The following is a 17,140-nucleotide window of genomic DNA, read 5'->3' on the forward strand; positions in this document are numbered from 1 at the left end:
CCCTATTGCTTGATCATCTCGCGTACCTTGGCGGTCAGCAGGTCGAAGGTGAACGGCTTGGTGATCAGCTGCATCCCCGGGTCCAGGAACCCGCCGCGCACCGCCGCGTGCTCGGCGTAACCAGTAATAAACAATACCTTCAGTTCCGGGCGCAATTGCCGCCCGATTTCTGCCAGTTGTCGCCCGTTCATGCCGGGCAAGCCCACATCACTGATCAACAGGTCAATGCGCTGATCCGACTCGATAATCGGCACAGCCGTGTTGGCATCACCCGCCTCGACAAAGGCATAGCCCAACTCCTTGAGCACCACGCTGACCAATACGCGCACGGCCGGATCATCCTCGACAATCAATACGGTCTCGCCTGCATTGGCGAACGGCAGCAGTGCCGGGTTGACGGCAACGTCCGCGATGCGTTCACCCATAAAACGCGGCAGGAACAGACTGACAGTGGTGCCCTTGCCAACCTCACTGTGGATGGTCACATGCCCATGGGATTGCCGGGCAAAGCCGTAGATCATCGACAGGCCCAGGCCGGTGCCCTGGCCGATCGGCTTAGTGGTGAAGAACGGGTCGAAGACACGGCCCAGCAAGCTTTCCGGGATACCGCAGCCGGTGTCACTGACGCTCAGCTCCACGTAATCGCCGGGCCGCAAGGTGCCATAGGCGGCGGTGAACACGCTGTCCAGGTGGCGGTTGGTGGTCTCCACGGTGAGGCTGCCACCCGTGGGCATGGCATCGCGCGCGTTGATCACCAGGTTGAGCAGGGCGCTCTCCAGCTGATTGGGGTCGGCCTCGGCGGTCCACAGTTCATCGGTAAGGCGCATGTCCAAGGCAATGCTTTCGTTGATACTGCGTTGCAACAGTTCGCCCATGGAGCTGACCAGCTGGTTGATCTCTACGGGCTTTGAGTCCAGCGACTGGCGACGTGAGAAGGCAAGCAGGCGATGAGTCAGGCCGGCGGCGCGGTTGGCCGACGTCACACCCAGGTCAATCAGGCTGTCCAGATCGTCCAGTTTCCCTCGGGCAACCCGCCTGCGCAGCAACTCCAGGCTGCCGATAATGCCGGTAAGCATGTTGTTGAAGTCGTGGGCAATCCCGCCGGTCAACTGGCCGACAGCCTCCATTTTCTGTGACTGGCGCAGGGCTTCTTCGTTATTGCGCAGTTGCGCCGTGCGTTCTTCAACCTGCTGCTCAAGGGTCTCCAGGGTGCTTTGCAGGCGCCGTTCGCTTTCGCTCAAATCAACCAGGCGGTCACGGGCCTCGTATTGGCGGCGTCGCCCACGCAGCGCGGCGCTCACTAGGCTGATCAAGGTCACCGGATGGAAAGGGCGCTCCAGGAAGGTCACGTTGCCCAGCAGGCCGCTGAGGTGGGATGAGCCGTTCTGTTCAGTGCCGCCATGGTGGGTCATCAGCACGATGGGCAAGTCGGACCAGGCCGGTTGCTCGTGCAGGTAGCGCAACAGGGGTTCCAGATCCGCACCGCGCAGGGCTTCGGCGGCAATCACCAACATGCCGACGCCTTGCTCAAGTGCTTCGCAGAGTACAGACAGGTTGGCGGCAACCATGCCGGTGTAGCCGGCTTCCTTGAGCATCATCAACGCCAGGGAGCCGTCACGGCCCAGTGGCGCGAGGATGATTGCGCGCTCGGAGACGGGAGTAAGGCCGGTCACACGCCCTCTTCCTTGAGCAGTGGGGAACCGGCGCCCATATAGGTTGGGATACCGCGTAGTACGCCCTGGAAGTTGTCCAGAGGCTCGCCCACCGTCAGGCCATTGCTGGCGATACGGTATTCGCGAATGGTCGACTCGTGGGTGCCGGTGCGTTTCTTGATGATCGAGATGGCACGGCGCACCTTGCCGAGGGCTTCGAAGTAACGCAACAGGATCACGGTATCGGCCAGGTAGGTGATGTCGACGGGGGCTTGCATGTCGCCCACGAGCCCATGTTGAGCCACCGTCATGAACGTCGCCGCGCCGCGACGGTTCAGGTACAGCAACAGCTCGTGCATATGCAGGATCAGAGAGTTTTCTTCAGGCATCGCCGCCTGGTAGCCGTTGATACTGTCGATTACCACGGTTTTGATCCCACGTTCATCGACGCAACGTCGCACACGGTGGGAGAACTCGCCGGGCGACAGCTCTGCCGCGTCCACCTGCTCGATCAGCAGGTTGCCGGTGTCTCGCAGCGCGGCGAGGTCGATGCCCATGTTTTTCATGCGCTCGAACAACAGGCCCAGTTCTTCATCGAAAATAAACAGCGCGGCTTTTTCGCCACGCCCCACGGCGGCGGCGGCGAAGATCATCGAGATCAACGATTTGCCGGTACCGGCCGGGCCGAGGATAAGCGTGCTGGAGCCGGTTTCTACGCCGCCGCCCATCAAGGCGTCCATTTCACGGATGCCACTGCTCAAAGTCTGACGCACGTAACCGCCACGATGCTCGGCGGCCACCAGGCGCGGGAACACGTGAATGCCGTCTTGCATGATGGTGAAGTCGTGAAAGCCGCCACGGTATTTCTGGCCACGGTACTTCACCACGCGGATACGGCGGCGTTCAGCGCCGTAGGTAGGCGTCAGTTCTTCCAGGCGAATCACGCCGTGGGCCACGCTGTGTACGGTTTTATCCAGGGATTCGGTGGTCAGGTCGTCAAGCAGCAATACGGTGGCGTCGTAGCGCACAAAGTAGTGCTTGATGGCCAGGATCTGGCGGCGATAGCGCAGCGAGCTTTGCGCCAGCAGGCGGATTTCCGAAAGGCTGTCGATCACCACGCGGGTCGGCTTGACGCGTTCCACTACCTCGAATATCTGCCGGGTGGCTTCACCCAGTTCCAGGTCGGAGGAGTACAGCAGGCTTTGCTGGTGATCCGCGTCGAGCAGGCTTTCAGGTGGGGTCAGTTCGAAGATGTGAATGTTGTCGTCCAGATCCCAGCCGTGGGACTTGGCGCCCTGGCGCAACTCGCGTTCGGTTTCTGACAGGGTGATGTACAGGGATCGCTCACCGTTTTTCGCGCCGGCTTGCAGGAAGTGCAGCGCTACGGTGGTTTTCCCGGTGCCGGGTTCGCCTTCCAGCAGGAACAGGTGGCTGCGCGATAGCCCCCCGGAAAGAATGTCATCAAGACCTTCGATGCCGGTGGCCGCCTTTTCACTGAACAGCTCTTTGGATGTAGACAAGAAGTGCCCTCGGGTCACGTACAAGTAAAGGGAGGCGCGTCGGCTTGGACGCGCCATATTTACTTGACCGTGGCGGTTTGTGGCGGTTCAACCTGTCGTATAAATCGTTGGGTACATATTCGTTGCTGCGGTCAGGGCTACTTAGGGTTCCGCCCTGACCCCGGAATGCCGGCCATCGTGGTTAACGGGGCGTCTCAGATCAAAAGCAGATCAAGATCTACAGCACGGCGGCCTGAAAGCCGACCTGAGTGGTTGAAGCAAGAGCCAGCTCAAGTGCAAAGCAAAAGCCTATCTACCTGATGCAACTGGGTCTAAATGTGGGAGCGGGCTTGCTCGCGAATGCGGTGGGTCAGTTACAGGTGAGTTGGCTGACCCACCGCATTCGCGAGCAAGCCCGCTCCCACAGTTGACTGCATCCAACCTTGACATTCCGGGCCTTGCAAAAGTGAGCCGCCGTCAGGGCATAACCCTAGGCCGCCGTTACCGCAGCAACGGATATTCACGCGAAGCTAAAGCCCCTGCTGCAACGCCGGATCATCCGGATTCTGCTGCTCCAACTGCGCCAATAACACCTGCACATTCTGCAACTGCCCGGTTTCCTTCCAATAGCTGACCAGCAACACACGCGCCTTGCGATTGGCCGGATGCCGCTGGACGATTTCCTCCAACTGACGCTGAGCGGCATCCACTTCTTCTTGGGCGTGCAGGGTGGTAGCAAGGTCAAAGCGATAATCCTGATTGCCCGGCTCAAGCTCAACGGCTTTGGACAGCCCAAGCAGCGCGTACGGCCGCTCCCCATGGTGCAACAGCCACATGCCCAAGGCGTGTTGCAGGTAGGCCGACTCTGGATGCGCCGCCAATTGCCGCGCCAGCAACTGGCGGGACTCGTCGGTCTTGCCCTGTTTATCGAGCAATTCGATCTGCGCCACCACGGCTTGCAGGTTGTCCGGCTGCAGGCGCATGGCCTGCTCCAGCGCATGTTGCGCGTCCGGCAGCAGGGCGCTGTGGATATACAAGCGCGCCAGCTGAATCCAGCCATCGGCGGTTTCCGGCTCAGCCTTGAGCTTTTTCACAAACTCATCGAGCACTTGCTGCAAAGGCCCGAAATACAGGCCCAGGGTATCTGGCGACAGGCCGAGCAAGGCATTGGCGGCCGCAAAGCGTACTTCCTGCTCAGGGTCATCCAGCGCCGGGCCAAGCAGCAAGGTGCGTTGGCCGCTGGGCACCAGGCCGACAATGCTGTGAATCGCCGCCTCGCGAACTAACGGCGACTCATCCGCCAGGTCTTTATCCGCCAGCTTCAGCGCTTGGGGGCTTGGGTAATTGGGCAGTTCGGCGTGCAAGGCGGCGCGACGTTCCGGCGACAAATCTGGTCGACCGAGCTGTTGATACAGCACACGGGCGGCGCCTGGTTCACCGTTGCGCGCCTGTTTCAGCGCCTTGGCATAACCATGGGCAATCGCCGGCGGCACGGCCACCGGGGTGGAGCGGGAGAAATACCAAGTGACCAGGACAAGCAACAACAGGGCGCACAGGCCGATGATGGAGTAACGGCGTGACTTTGACATGCAGGCGTCCAAAAGCTGGGGGCAGCTATCGCAAAGCCTCAAGCTTCGGCCAGACCACGACGAGTGTCAAACCCGCATCAGTCCAGCACGTATTCGACCGGTTCCAGGGCAGGCGGCAGGTCGCTTTCACCCAGGGCTGCGAAAATTTCGCGCTCCAGCGTGCGCACGATGGCGTTGCAGGGTAGATCGTTTTCATCAAAACCGAACGGGTCTTCCAGATCATCACCGATTTCATCCAAACCAAAGAACGTGTAGCTGACGATGGCGGTGAACACCGGCGTCAACCAGCCCAGCGGCTCGGCCATGGCGAATGGCAGCAGAATGCAGAACAGGTAAATGGTGCGGTGCAGCAGCAAGGTGTAAGGGAAGGGCAGTGGCGTGGTTTTGATCCGCTCGCAGGCCGCCTGCACCAGGCTGAGGCTGACCAACCGGGTTTCCAGCTGGGTGTAGCGCCATTCACTGATCACGCCCTGTTCGGCCAGCAGCGAAAACCGCGCGCCCAGTTGTTGCAGCACGTGGTCGGGAAGATTGGGATGCGCCCGGTCAACCGCTATCCAGGGTGTGATAACGCGGGCTTCATCTTCACGGCGCAGGTGCGCGACCAGGCCGTGGGCAAACCCGCACAAACCACGCAACAGGCTGGCGCGCTCGGGTGAGTCGCCCAGCACTTGGGTTTCGCGAATCAGCGAGCGCACCTCAATGATCATCTGCCCCAGTTGCTTGCGGCCTTCCCACCAACGGTCATAGCAGGCGTTGTTGCGAAAGCTCATGAAGATCGACAACGACAACCCGAGCAAGGTGAACGGCGTGGCATTGACCTTGGAGAAGTAGGCCGGGTGCAGGGTCTCTACCAGCACGATCACCGAGGCCAGCAGTGTGACCAACAGGCTGCGCAAGGCGATGCGCTTGGCAATCGAGCCTTTCAACGAAAACAGGATACCCACGAGGTTGGGTTTGGGGCGGACGATCATCGGCAGGCGGCTTCTTTGGTGGCGCAGGCCTAAAGATTAGGAGTTTGCCCCCGGAGCGTCCAATCACTGTGGCTGACCGGCTGATAAGCCGGGTCAATGATTGGCCAAACCAGTCAGCCAAATTGAAGGCTTTGACCATTGCCGCCACAGCGCTCTAGAGCGACTATTTCAGCGATTCTCGTCGTGACAAATGTCCTGAAAATAAAAACACATAAGGATTTGGAACCATGCGTGAGTATTTGGCTGCCACCACTGCGTTCGATTACCAGCACACCGTCAACGCCGCCTTGTCCGGCAACCTGCAAGCCCTGAATGCCTGTGTGGAGTGTTGCGACCGCCACGCGCTGCCGGGGCGCATCGCGTTGTTTTGGGAAGGCAAGGACGGGCGCAGCGCCACCGTGACCTTTACCCAATTGCAGGACCAGGCGGCGCGCTTTGCCAATTTCCTCCTGGCCCAAGGCGTGCAACGCGGTGACAAGGTGGCGGGCTTGCTGCCGCGCACGGCAGAGTTATTGGTAGTGGTGTTCGCCACGTGGCGTATCGGCGCGGTGTACCAGCCGCTGTTTACCGCCTTCGGGCCTAAAGCCATCGAGCATCGGCTGAACAGCTCCGGCGCCGTACTGGTGGTCACGGATGCGGTCAACCGCCCCAAGCTCGCAGACGTCGAAGGCTGCCCGACCATCGTCACGGTGGCCGGGGACAAGGGCGAAGGCATCGTGCGCGGCGACTATAGCTTCTGGGCCGAACTGCCGAATTATTCAAGCACCTGCGAGCCGGTGCTATTGGGCGCAGAAGACCCGTTCCTGCTGATGTTCACCTCGGGTACCACAGGCCCGTCAAAAGCGCTGTCGGTGCCGCTCAAGGCCATCGTTGCGTTCCAGAGCTACACCCGCGACGCGGTGGACTTGCGCCCTGAAGATGCCTTTTGGAATGTCGCCGACCCGGGCTGGGCCTATGGCATCTATTTCGGCGTGACCGGGCCACTGTCCATGGGCCACCCGATTACCTTCTACGATGGGCCCTTCACCCTGGAAAGCACCTGCCGGGTCATCAATAAGTACGCAATTACCAACCTCACCGGCTCGCCGACCGCTTACCGCCTGCTGATCGCCGGTGGCGAACAGTTTGCGCGCGCCATCAAGGGCAAGCTACGTATCGTCAGCAGCGCCGGCGAGCCGCTGAACCCGGAAGTGATCCGCTGGTTCGCCGATAACCTGGGCGTGGTCATTCATGACCATTACGGCCAGACCGAACTGGGCATGGTGCTGTGCAACCACCACGGCCTGGCGCACCCCGTGCACGTCGGCTCGGCGGGCTTTGCCTCGCCGGGCCACCGCATCGTGGTGCTCGATGATGCGTATCAGGAATTGCCGGCGGGCCAGCCGGGCATCCTCGCCATTGACCGTGAACAGTCGCCGATGTGCTGGTTTGCCGGCTACGACGGCGTCAAGACCAAGGCGTTTGTCGGCAAGTACTACCTCAGTGGCGACACCGTGGAGCTGAACCCCGATGGCAGCATCAGCTTTGTCGGACGCAGTGACGATGTGATCACTACGTCCGGCTACCGCGTAGGGCCATTCGACGTCGAAAGCGCACTGGTCGAACACCCGGCCGTGGTCGAAGCCGCCGTCGTTGGCAAGCCGTGCCCGGAGCGCACCGAACTGGTCAAAGCCTTTGTGGTGATCAACGAGCAGTACCGCGCCACGCCTGAGCTGGCCGAGGAACTGCGCCTGCACGTACGCAAGCGCCTGGCGGCCCATGCCTACCCACGGGAAATCGAATTTGTCAGCGACTTGCCCAAGACCCCGAGCGGCAAGCTGCAACGCTTTATTTTGCGTAATCAGGAAATTGCGAAGGCACAGGCCATCGCCTGATCCACTTTTAAGGAAACAATGATGCAGATTGAAAACAAGGTTTTCCTGGTCAGCGGCGGCGCTTCGGGCCTCGGGGCGGCCACCGCTGAAATGCTCATCGCCGCCGGTGCCAAGGTGATGCTGGTCGACCTGAATGCCGACGCCGTAGCGGCCAAGGCCAAGCAACTGGGTGACAACGCCCGCAGCGCCGTGGCCGATATCAGCCAGGAAGCCGCCGCCGAAGCGGCCGTACAAGCCGCCGTCGCAGCCTTTGGCGGCCTGCACGGCCTGGTCAACTGCGCCGGTGTGGTACGTGGCGAGAAGATCCTCGGCAAGAACGGCCCGCACGCGTTGGCCAGCTTTGCCCAGGTGATCAACGTCAACTTGATCGGCAGTTTCAACCTGCTGCGCCTGGCGGCTGCGGCGATTGCTGAAACCGAAGCGAACGCCGACGGCGAGCGTGGCGTGATCATCAACACCGCCTCGGTGGCTGCCTTTGACGGGCAGATCGGCCAGGCAGCGTATGCCGCCTCCAAAGGCGCCATCGCCAGCCTGACCTTGCCCGCGGCTCGCGAGCTGGCGCGCTTTGGCATCCGCGTGATGACCATTGCTCCGGGCATTTTCGAAACACCGATGATGGCCGGCATGACCGCCGAAGTGCGCGACTCCCTGGCCGCTGGCGTGCCATTCCCGCCGCGTTTGGGCAAGCCGTCCGAATACGCCGCGCTGGTACGCCACATCATCGAAAACAGCATGCTCAATGGCGAGGTGATCCGTCTCGACGGCGCCTTGCGTATGGCCGCCAAGTAAGGAGAGCACCCCATGAACAATGATCCGATTGTTATCGTCAGCGCCGCGCGCACGCCAATGGGCGGTTTCCAGGGCGACCTCAAAAGCCTGACCGCGCCGCAACTGGGTGCTGCCGCGATCCGCGCCGCCGTCGAACGGGCCGGGATTGCCCCGGATGCGGTGGACGAAGTGCTGTTCGGCTGTGTACTGCCCGCAGGCCTGGGCCAGGCGCCTGCGCGTCAGGCTGCCTTGGGCGCCGGGCTGGACAAGGCCACGCGCTGCACCACCTTGAACAAGATGTGCGGCTCGGGCATGCAAGCGACCATCCTCGCCCACGATTCGCTGCTGGCCGGCAGTGTCGACGTGGTAGTCGCCGGCGGCATGGAAAGCATGTCCAACGCGCCGTACCTGCTCGACCGCGCGCGCAGCGGCTACCGCATGGGCCACGGCAAAGTGCTCGACCATATGTTCCTTGACGGCCTCGAAGACGCCTACGACAAGGGCCGCCTGATGGGCACCTTTGCCGAAGACTGCGCCGAGCACAACGGTTTCACCCGTGAAGCCCAGGACGCCTTCGCCATTGCCTCGCTGACCCGCGCGCAAGAAGCCATCACCCATGGCAGCTTTGCCGCCGAAATCGTCCCGGTGCAGGTCACCGTCGGCAAAGAGCAAAAGACCATCCTGCATGACGAACAACCACCCAAGGCCAAGCTGGACAAGATCGCCAGCCTCAAACCGGCGTTCCGCGAGGGCGGTACGGTGACGGCGGCCAACTCCAGCTCGATTTCCGATGGTGCGGCGGCGCTGCTGCTGATGCGTCAGTCCGAGGCGCAACAGCGTGGCCTCAAGCCCTTGGCGGTGATCCACGGGCACGCGGCGTTTGCCGATGAGCCAGGGCTGTTCCCGGTGGCGCCCGTGGGGGCGATTCGCAAGCTGATGAGCAAGACCGGCTGGAACCTGGGCGACGTTGACTTGTTTGAAATCAACGAAGCCTTCGCGGTGGTCAGTCTGGTGACCATGAGCAAGCTGGAGATCCCCCACAGCAAGGTCAATATTCACGGCGGCGCCTGTGCCCTGGGCCATCCGATTGGTGCCTCCGGGGGGCGCATCCTGGTGACGTTGCTCTCGGCCCTGCGCCAGAAAGGCCTCAAACGCGGGGTCGCCGCCATTTGTATTGGCGGCGGTGAAGCCACGGCCATGGCCGTCGAATGTCTGTATTAAGGACTCAACATGCTGCCCAATGACGAACAACTGCAAATCAGCGAAGCGGCCCGGCAATTTGCCCAGGAACGCCTGAAACCCTTCGCTGCCGAATGGGACCGCGAGCACCGTTTCCCCAAGGAAGCCATTGGCGAAATGGCCGAGCTGGGCTTTTTTGGCATGCTGGTGCCGGAACAGTGGGGCGGTTGCGACACCGGCTACCTGGCCTATGCCATGGCCCTGGAAGAAATCGCCGCTGGCGATGGCGCGTGCTCGACCATCATGAGCGTACACAACTCGGTGGGTTGCGTGCCGATCCTCAAGTTCGGTAACGACCAGCAGAAACAGCAGTTCCTCACGCCGTTGGCCAGTGGCGCCATGCTCGGTGCCTTCGCGTTGACCGAACCCCAGGCCGGCTCCGATGCCAGCAGCCTGAAAACCCGCGCACGCCTTGAGGGCGACCATTACGTGCTCAACGGCTGCAAACAGTTCATCACCTCCGGGCAGAACGCCGGGATCGTGATTGTGTTTGCGGTGACCGACCCGGCCGCAGGCAAGCGCGGGATCAGCGCGTTTATCGTGCCGACCGACTCGCCGGGCTACACGGTGGCACGGGTGGAAGACAAACTCGGCCAGCATGCGTCCGACACCTGCCAGATCCTGTTCGAAGACGTAAAGGTGCCGGTGGCCAACCGTTTGGGCGAGGAGGGCGAAGGCTACAGGATCGCCCTGGCCAACCTCGAAGGCGGCCGCGTCGGCATCGCCTCGCAATCGGTGGGCATGGCCCGCGCCGCCTTCGAAGCCGCACGTGACTATGCCCGCGAGCGCGAAAGCTTTGGCAAAGCACTGATCGAACACCAGGCGGTGGCCTTCCGTTTAGCCGACATGGCCACGCAAATCGCAGTGGCCCGGCAAATGGTGCATTACGCTGCGGCCCTGCGTGACAGCGGCAAGCCGGCCTTGGTCGAGGCGTCAATGGCCAAGCTGTTTGCCTCGGAAATGGCCGAGAAAGTCTGCTCGGCCGCCTTGCAAACCCTGGGCGGTTACGGTTACCTGAGCGACTTCCCACTGGAGCGGATCTACCGCGATGTGCGGGTCTGCCAGATTTACGAAGGCACCAGCGATATTCAACGCATGGTCATCTCACGCAACCTTTAAGGAGCCGATACATGAGTTACGAAACCCTTTTGCTCGAAGTCCAGGGCCGTGTCGGGCTGATTACCCTCAATCGCCCGCAAGCCCTGAACGCCTTGAACGCGCAGCTGGTCAGCGAGTTGAACCAGGCGCTGGACGGCCTCGAAGCCGACCCGCAAATCGGCTGCATCGTGCTGACCGGCTCGAAAAAAGCCTTTGCCGCCGGCGCTGACATCAAGGAGATGGCCGAGCTGACGTACCCGCAGATCTACCTGGACGACCTGTTCAGCGACAGCGACCGCGTGGCCAACCGCCGCAAGCCGATCATTGCCGCCGTCAACGGTTTCGCCCTGGGCGGCGGTTGTGAACTGGCCTTGATGTGCGACTTCATCCTGGCCGGTGACGGCGCCAAGTTCGGCCAGCCGGAAATCAACCTCGGCGTACTCCCAGGCATGGGCGGCACCCAGCGCCTGACCCGCGCCGTGGGCAAGGCCAAGGCCATGGAAATGTGCCTGACCGGGCGCTTTATCGATGCCGTCGAAGCTGAGCGCTGCGGGATTGTGGCGCGCATCGTGCCAGCCGATGAACTGCTAGAAGAAGCGCTGAAAACCGCGACCTTGATTGCCGGCAAGTCTGTGCCGATCAGCATGATGGTCAAGGAAAGCGTGAACCGCGCGTTTGAGGTGAGCCTGTCTGAAGGCGTGCGCTTTGAGCGCCGGGTGTTCCATGCTGCGTTTGCCACCCAGGACCAGAAGGAAGGCATGGCGGCGTTTGTGGCCAAGCGCGCGCCTGAGTTCAAGGACCAGTAACCCGGCCTCAAAATCACTGGCGTTCAAAATGTGGGAGCGGGCTTGCTCGCGAAGGCGGTCGGTCAGTCAAAGATGCAGCGACTGATGAACTGCATTCGCGAGCAAGCCCGCTCCCACATTGGCTTTGTGTGGCAGTTAGAGCTGGTAGCTCTTCAGCTCCCTGGCAATCACCATCCGCTGAATCTTTTAGATCGTTCCCACGCTCCGCGTGGGAATGCCGCCCTTGACGCTCTGCGTCAGCTCTTGAGGCGTGACGCGGAGCGTCACCGGATGCATTCCCACGCAGAGCGTGGGAACGAGCAACTGTGAGTCAGAGCTGGTAGTTCTTCAGTTCCCTGGCAATCACCATCCGCTGAATCTCGCTGGTGCCTTCGTAAATCTGCGTAATCCTCGCATCCCGGTAGTAACGCTCCACCGGGTAGTCCTCAAGATACCCATACCCGCCATGGATCTGCATTGCCGAGGAGCAGACCTTTTCAGCCATTTCCGAAGCAAACAGCTTGGCCTGGGAGGCTTCCGACAGGCACGGTTTGCCCGCGCTGCGCAGGCGTGCGGCATGCAGGATCAGCAAGCGCGCGGCATTGAGCTGGGTCTGCATGTCGGCCAGCAAGTTGGCGATGCTTTGGTGCTCGATAATCGCCTTGTTGAACTGCACGCGATCACGCGCATACGCCAACGCCGCCTCAAATGCCGCACGAGCAATGCCCAAGGCTTGCGCGGCAATGCCGATGCGCCCGCCTTCGAGGTTGGACAGGGCGATGGCCAGGCCCTTGCCGCGTTCACCCAGCAGGTTGGCTTCGGGGACTGTGCACTGGTTGAGCGTGACGGCGCAGGTGTCCGAGGCGCGAATGCCCATCTTGTGTTCGGTACGGTCGACCACAAAGCCTGGGGTGTCCGTGGGCACCAGGAACGCAGAGATACCTTTTTTGCCCAGCTCCGGGTCCGTCACGGCAAACACGATGGCCAATTTCGCGCGCTTGCCGTTGCTGACAAACTGCTTGGCGCCGGTGATCACCCACTGGCCATCGCGCAGTTCGGCGCGGGTGCGCAGGTTATGGGCTTCGGACCCGGCCTGGGGCTCGGTGAGGCAAAAGCAGCCGATGGCCTGACCGCTGGCCAGCTCAGCCAGCCAGGTTTGCTTTTGCGCTTCGGTGCCGTAGTTGAGGATTGGCCCGCAACCGACTGAATTATGGATACTCATGAGCGCGCCGGTGGCGCCATCACCGGCAGAAATTTCCTCGACCGCCAGGGCATACGCCACGTAGTCGACATAGGTGCCGCCCCATTCTTCCGGCACCACCATGCCCAGCAGGCCGAGTTCGCCCATCTTCGCGACGAGGGCGTCATCGATCCAGCCGGCTTTTTCCCAGGCTTGCGCATGCGGGGCGATTTCGCCACGGGCAAAGTCGCGCGCCATGTCGCGAATCATCACTTGTTCTTCAGTGTATTCAATATCTTGCATGGCTTACTTCTCACTCTGCTTGAAGTCGCTGAAGAAGCTCTCGACATGGCTGGCGTCCAACTCTTGGACCGTCGCGGGGTTCCAGTGCGGGGTTTTGTCCTTGTCGATGATCAGTGCGCGAACCCCTTCGATCAGGTCGCCGCGTTCAAACCACTGGCGATCCAGGTGCAACTCCAATGCGAAGCACTGCTCCAGCGACAAGCGCCGGCCGCGGCGCAGCATCTGCAGGGTCACGGCCATCGCCAGCGGCGAGCGGGTCTGCATCAGGCTGGCGGTGGTGAGCGCCCATTCGTGGCTGTCGGCGACAGTAACTTGTTGCAGTTGCTCGACCATGCTCGGCACATCCGGCAACGCAAAGAAGTGGTCGATCACCGGTCGCAGTGCGGCCAGCGGGGCGTCGGGCAATTGTTGTACGGCAAGCTTGGCCAGTACGCCTTGCAGGTCCTTGAGCGGCGAGTCCTGCCATTGCAGGCGGTCGAGCTTCTGGTCGAGTTCGGCGAGTTTGGCGCTGTCGATACACCAGTCCGCGAGTCCGCAATACAGCGCGTCGGCAGCGCGAATCTGCACGCCGGTGACGCCGAGGTAAACCCCCAGCTCGCCAGGAATGCGCGAGAGGAAATAGCTGCCACCCACGTCAGGGAAATAACCAATCGCCACTTCCGGCATCGCCAGGCGGCTGCGTTCGGTCACCACACGCAAGTCGGCGCCTTGCACCAGGCCCATGCCGCCGCCGAGGACAAACCCGTCCATCAGGGCCAGCACGGGTTTGCGGTAATGGTGAATCGCCAGGTCGAGGGCGTATTCCTCGACGAAGAAGTCCTGATGCAGGCTGTCGCCCTGCTTGAAGCTGTCGTAGAGAGAGCGAATGTCGCCACCGGCGCAGAAGGCTTTTTCACCGGCGCCGCGCAGCACCACTGCATACACCTGCGGGTCATCTGCCCAGGCCTGCAACTGTGTGGTCAGGCTGCGGACCATCTCCAGGGTAATGGCATTCAAGCCGGCGGGGCGGTTGAGGGTGAGATGGCCAATATGGTTACGAACTTCGGCCAGTACCTCGTCCTGAAGAATCCTGGCCTGGCTTGCTTCGGATGAAACCTGAGCAGTCATCACTAACTCCCTGCTTTTATTGTTCTTTATCAAGATGTTCGCGCACGAACCATCTCGCGATCGTACCAGTGCAAATTTGCCCAGTACAACCCGGAATCATGCAGGTCGTTTTTGCATTTATGCAGCGCTGCGGCTACCGAGCACTTCGCCGATGCTACGGCGTCGGGCGTGGCCTTCTGCTGCGTGGATCAGCTGTTCCAGTTCAGTCGGCTCCACATCGAAGAACTGCTCCATGTCGGCCAGGGCCAGCTTCAGATCGGCCGCCGTAATGCCCGCATCGGTCACCGGCGCTGTGCTGCCCAGCACCACAGCGGGCGACTCGACCGCGCTCTTGGGGTAACGCGTGCGTGTCGCGTTGTTGTAGGCCAGTGCACAGGCCACCAGCGCGCCCGCACCGAGCATCACTGGGCCTACTTCCTGCCAGCCAAGGGCCACGGAGGCGGGGTCTGCGAGTACCAACGTCATCGCCAGGCCGCCGGCGGGCGGGTGCAGGCAGCGCAGCCAGCAAATCAAAACGACAGTAATGCCCGCCGCCAGGCAAGCGCTGCCCAGTGTGCGGCCAAGTACCCGCGCAACCAGCAGGGCCACAACGGCGGCGCACAAGTAGCTGCCGATAATCGACCACGGCTGTGCCAACGCACCGGAGGACACGGCAAACAGCAAAACCGCTGAAGCCCCCAGAGGGCCGAGCAAGTGCAAGGCGACTTCCATACCGAATACCTGGGCACACACCCAGACACTTATTAGCGTGCCCAAGGCCATGCCAATGGCGGCCCGGCTCCATTCGGCGGGGCGGGTATTGATTGGAGCAGGTAACCAGCGAGCGAGCATCGACACGATCCATTAAACAACAGGCGAAAAAAAAGGCTCGCCTGGTTGCCCGGATAAGCCCTTTGAAAGTTCCAACATTTGGGGGAGGAACCTGTGCAGTGTGCCGAGCTTGATGCCATGGCGCCAATGCATATTAATGAGGTTTAAATGCAAAAATACTGCAGTTAATGGTCCTCGCCATAGGTGATTCGATGCGTCGGTTGCGGCAGTGGCGTGCTGATGCGTCCGAGTACGCGACTATCCGCCTCTTCATTGAACAGCTGCCTATACAGGTTCTCCTGCAAGGCAGGATCGTCGGCCAGCGGCCCCTTCAGTGCCACCAAGGCGTCGCGCAACGCCATCAATCGATCCAGCCTCGGCGTAGGAATAAGCAACAGGTCTTCTGGCACGGCATTGCCCTTTTTATCAAGCAGGTCGGTGTGCGTGGAAGGCTGACTGCGCCCGGTAGTAGATAGTTAACGCACATGGCGAAGGAGTCTACATTTGGGTTCCGGGCATCGGAAGGCAAAGTGCGCCAGCGTTTACGCATAGCTATGTAGGCGCTTTCCGGGCAGTCATAACGAAAAACGCCCACTCTTGAAGAAATGGGCGCTGTTTCCGTCAGACCAATGTCAGCATAGTTACGGCGCGCTGACTTTCTCCAGGTGGAGCAACACATACGGGTCTTTGTCGAATTCCCCGGTGAGCGTCGGGGTGATCGAACGCAAGCGCGGGTCCTGCAGCTTTTCGAAGTCCTGCGCGCTCATTACCAGCCACGCCGGGCCTTGCAGCGGCGCCAGGTCGGCTGCCGACTGGGTAAACAGCGGCACCTTATCGCAGTTGAAGTTGACCATGAACTTGATGGCTTTTGCATCTTTGCCCAAGCCATGCAGCACCACGGGCGCCGGTTGCTGCATGATCTGTTCTTTGACGCCAAGGCTGAATGTGCGGGTGTCGTAGAGCGTACGCTCCAACGGCTCGACCACCACAATGTAGGTCGACCACAGCGCCAGCACCGCCGCCAGTGCCGATCCCAGTGGGCGTAGACGCACGTTGAACAGTGACATCAACGACACGACCTGAAGCACACCCAGCACGCCGAAGACCAGGCCCAGGTTGTCCAACTGCGCCGGGTAACGCTTGCGCGCCACTACCAGCCCGATCACCAGCAGCGCCGGCAGCAGCGTCCAGATGCCCAGCATCAAGCCGCGCAGCCAGGCGAACAGCCGCCCCTGGCTGACCTGGAACGGGTAGGCCGCAATGATCGCCGCCATGGGCAGCATCGGCAGGATGTAACGTGCCTTCTTGGCCTGCGGGACCGACAGGCCGAGCATCACCAGCAAACCCGCCGCCGCGCAGTACAGCACCAGTTTCAGTGCCGGGTCGGGTGCCCGGCGTCCGTTGATGGCCACTGCGAGCAAAACCAACACCGCCAGTGGATAGGCCAGCGCATAGTTACCCATAGAGCTGGTGAAGTAATACAGCACGCCACTGGAACCTTCGGTGCCGTCCATGCGCCCCAGGAACTGCATGCGGATCACGTCCTGCATGAAGTCTTCGCCACCACTGAGCTTGGCCAGCAGCAACAACAGGCCGACACACGCCGCCAGCACGGCCAGGGCAATAAAACCAAAGGTGAACAGCTGGCGCCATTGGCGGTTGATCAGGTAATAGCTGCACAGCACGCCGGTGGGGATCACCAGGCCGATTGGCCCACGCACAGCAAAGCCCAGGATCAGCAGCAAAAACAGCCAATGCAAGCGTTTGGCCGCGCCAAAGTGATCATGGGCATAGCCCAGGTAGAACACCGTCAGGGCGATGGCCGCGAGCATCTGGTCCAGCGACACCGCACGGGTTTCGCTGATAAAGGTACTGCTGAGCAGCAACATCGCAATGCTGAGCAAGCCCCAGCGCGTGGAGTAGGGCGCCGTAAGGCGATACACCAGCATCACGATCACCGCCGAGGCGATGGACGTGGGCAACCACGCCGTGAGGCTGCTGACCTCGCCAAACGGCAGGGACAATAGCCAGGTCAGCAGGGTCGAGGTCGCCAGGTAGTCAGCGTAAGGCTGGCCATAGGTGGTGGGAAAAAAACTCGGCCCATGGCGCAGCATTTCCTGGGCAAACACCACGAAACGCGAGTCAAAGCCGATGATTGCCTGGTGCCAGTTGCCGACAATAAACAGCACCAGCGCCAGGAGCCCGAGCCCCAGCGACTGATTGCTGATCGTTGCTGTAAGCAGCGGCGGTTGAGCTTTGTTCACG

The 17,140-nt window shown here is 61.4% G+C and carries 14 protein-coding genes; 5 read left to right on the forward strand and 9 right to left on the reverse strand.

The annotated features are described in order from the left end of the window. Positions 1-2: 2 nt before the first annotated feature. The 4 genes from K0H48_RS13710 to K0H48_RS13725 all read right to left on the reverse strand — a co-directional run bounded on the left by K0H48_RS13710 (position 3) and on the right by K0H48_RS13725 (position 5,711). A complete protein-coding gene (locus K0H48_RS13710; protein WP_219267882.1) occupies positions 3-1,673 on the reverse strand; it encodes an ATP-binding protein in 1,671 nt (556 codons plus the stop codon). Then, on the reverse strand, positions 1,670-3,172 hold the full coding sequence (locus tag K0H48_RS13715; protein WP_219267883.1) for an ATPase domain-containing protein: 1,503 nt from the start codon (positions 3,170-3,172) through the stop codon (positions 1,670-1,672). Before K0H48_RS13715 ends, K0H48_RS13710 begins: the two co-directional genes overlap by 4 nt. Positions 3,173-3,681: 509 nt before the next feature. Further along, positions 3,682-4,740 carry a HEAT repeat domain-containing protein gene (locus tag K0H48_RS13720; protein WP_219267884.1) on the reverse strand — a complete coding sequence of 353 codons (1,059 nt, stop codon included), beginning with the start codon at positions 4,738-4,740 and terminating at the stop codon, positions 3,682-3,684. A 77-nt stretch (positions 4,741-4,817) separates the two neighbouring features. Next, complete coding sequence (locus tag K0H48_RS13725) at positions 4,818-5,711, reverse strand: bestrophin family protein (RefSeq protein ID WP_219267885.1); 894 nt, start codon at positions 5,709-5,711, stop codon at positions 4,818-4,820. A gap of 227 nt (positions 5,712-5,938) precedes the next feature. On the opposite strand from K0H48_RS13725, the gene K0H48_RS13730 reads away from it, so the two are divergent. The 5 genes from K0H48_RS13730 to K0H48_RS13750 are packed head-to-tail and all read left to right on the forward strand — an operon-like array spanning position 5,939 to position 11,496. After that, positions 5,939-7,585 (forward strand): AMP-binding protein, encoded by a 1,647-nt coding sequence (locus K0H48_RS13730; protein ID WP_219267886.1) that lies wholly within the window; start codon positions 5,939-5,941, stop codon positions 7,583-7,585. A 21-nt stretch (positions 7,586-7,606) separates the two neighbouring features. Continuing rightward, complete coding sequence (locus tag K0H48_RS13735) at positions 7,607-8,374, forward strand: SDR family NAD(P)-dependent oxidoreductase (RefSeq protein WP_219267887.1); 768 nt, start codon at positions 7,607-7,609, stop codon at positions 8,372-8,374. Between the two features lie 12 nt (positions 8,375-8,386). Then, a complete protein-coding gene (locus K0H48_RS13740) occupies positions 8,387-9,574 on the forward strand; it encodes an acetyl-CoA C-acyltransferase (protein ID WP_219267888.1) in 1,188 nt (395 codons plus the stop codon). A 9-nt stretch (positions 9,575-9,583) separates the two neighbouring features. Further along, on the forward strand, positions 9,584-10,711 hold the full coding sequence (locus tag K0H48_RS13745) for an acyl-CoA dehydrogenase (RefSeq protein WP_219267889.1): 1,128 nt from the start codon (positions 9,584-9,586) through the stop codon (positions 10,709-10,711). A gap of 11 nt (positions 10,712-10,722) precedes the next feature. Beyond that, positions 10,723-11,496, forward strand: coding sequence for an enoyl-CoA hydratase (locus tag K0H48_RS13750; RefSeq protein ID WP_219267890.1), 774 nt, complete (start codon positions 10,723-10,725; stop codon positions 11,494-11,496). A gap of 310 nt (positions 11,497-11,806) precedes the next feature. On the opposite strand, the gene K0H48_RS13755 is transcribed toward K0H48_RS13750, so the two are convergent. The 5 genes from K0H48_RS13755 to K0H48_RS13775 form a co-directional block, all read right to left on the reverse strand. Then, entirely contained in the window at positions 11,807-12,958 is a 1,152-nt protein-coding gene (locus K0H48_RS13755; RefSeq protein ID WP_138817683.1) for an acyl-CoA dehydrogenase family protein, read from the reverse strand. 3 nt (positions 12,959-12,961) lie between these two features. Beyond that, positions 12,962-14,065 carry an enoyl-CoA hydratase/isomerase family protein gene (locus K0H48_RS13760; protein WP_219267891.1) on the reverse strand — a complete coding sequence of 368 codons (1,104 nt, stop codon included), beginning with the start codon at positions 14,063-14,065 and terminating at the stop codon, positions 12,962-12,964. A gap of 117 nt (positions 14,066-14,182) precedes the next feature. Then, positions 14,183-14,896 (reverse strand): HPP family protein, encoded by a 714-nt coding sequence (locus tag K0H48_RS13765; RefSeq protein WP_219267892.1) that lies wholly within the window; start codon positions 14,894-14,896, stop codon positions 14,183-14,185. A 164-nt stretch (positions 14,897-15,060) separates the two neighbouring features. Beyond that, positions 15,061-15,237: a hypothetical protein gene (locus tag K0H48_RS13770; RefSeq protein ID WP_219267893.1), complete on the reverse strand. Its 177-nt coding sequence runs from the start codon at positions 15,235-15,237 to the stop codon at positions 15,061-15,063. 279 nt (positions 15,238-15,516) lie between these two features. Next, positions 15,517-17,139 (reverse strand): phospholipid carrier-dependent glycosyltransferase, encoded by a 1,623-nt coding sequence (locus K0H48_RS13775; protein ID WP_219267894.1) that lies wholly within the window; start codon positions 17,137-17,139, stop codon positions 15,517-15,519. Position 17,140 lies beyond the last annotated feature (1 nt).

Origin of the sequence: Pseudomonas sp. Xaverov 259, assembly GCF_019352915.1 — a bacterium.
Classification (GTDB): domain Bacteria; phylum Pseudomonadota; class Gammaproteobacteria; order Pseudomonadales; family Pseudomonadaceae; genus Aquipseudomonas.

What these genes read in the sequence shown, in the direction of transcription:
- K0H48_RS13720 (WP_219267884.1), bottom strand. Translation starts at nt 4,740, where the DNA reads ATGTCAAAGTCACGCCGTTACTCCATCATCGGCCTGTGCGCCCTGTTG.
- K0H48_RS13725 (WP_219267885.1), bottom strand. Translation starts at nt 5,711, where the DNA reads ATGATCGTCCGCCCCAAACCCAACCTCGTGGGTATCCTGTTTTCGTTG.
- K0H48_RS13730 (WP_219267886.1), top strand. Translation starts at nt 5,939, where the DNA reads ATGCGTGAGTATTTGGCTGCCACCACTGCGTTCGATTACCAGCACACC.
- K0H48_RS13735 (WP_219267887.1), top strand. Translation starts at nt 7,607, where the DNA reads ATGCAGATTGAAAACAAGGTTTTCCTGGTCAGCGGCGGCGCTTCGGGC.
- K0H48_RS13740 (WP_219267888.1), top strand. Translation starts at nt 8,387, where the DNA reads ATGAACAATGATCCGATTGTTATCGTCAGCGCCGCGCGCACGCCAATG.
- K0H48_RS13745 (WP_219267889.1), top strand. Translation starts at nt 9,584, where the DNA reads ATGCTGCCCAATGACGAACAACTGCAAATCAGCGAAGCGGCCCGGCAA.
- K0H48_RS13750 (WP_219267890.1), top strand. Translation starts at nt 10,723, where the DNA reads ATGAGTTACGAAACCCTTTTGCTCGAAGTCCAGGGCCGTGTCGGGCTG.
- K0H48_RS13755 (WP_138817683.1), bottom strand. Translation starts at nt 12,958, where the DNA reads ATGCAAGATATTGAATACACTGAAGAACAAGTGATGATTCGCGACATG.
- K0H48_RS13760 (WP_219267891.1), bottom strand. Translation starts at nt 14,065, where the DNA reads ATGACTGCTCAGGTTTCATCCGAAGCAAGCCAGGCCAGGATTCTTCAG.
- K0H48_RS13765 (WP_219267892.1), bottom strand. Translation starts at nt 14,896, where the DNA reads ATGCTCGCTCGCTGGTTACCTGCTCCAATCAATACCCGCCCCGCCGAA.
- K0H48_RS13770 (WP_219267893.1), bottom strand. Translation starts at nt 15,237, where the DNA reads ATGGCGTTGCGCGACGCCTTGGTGGCACTGAAGGGGCCGCTGGCCGAC.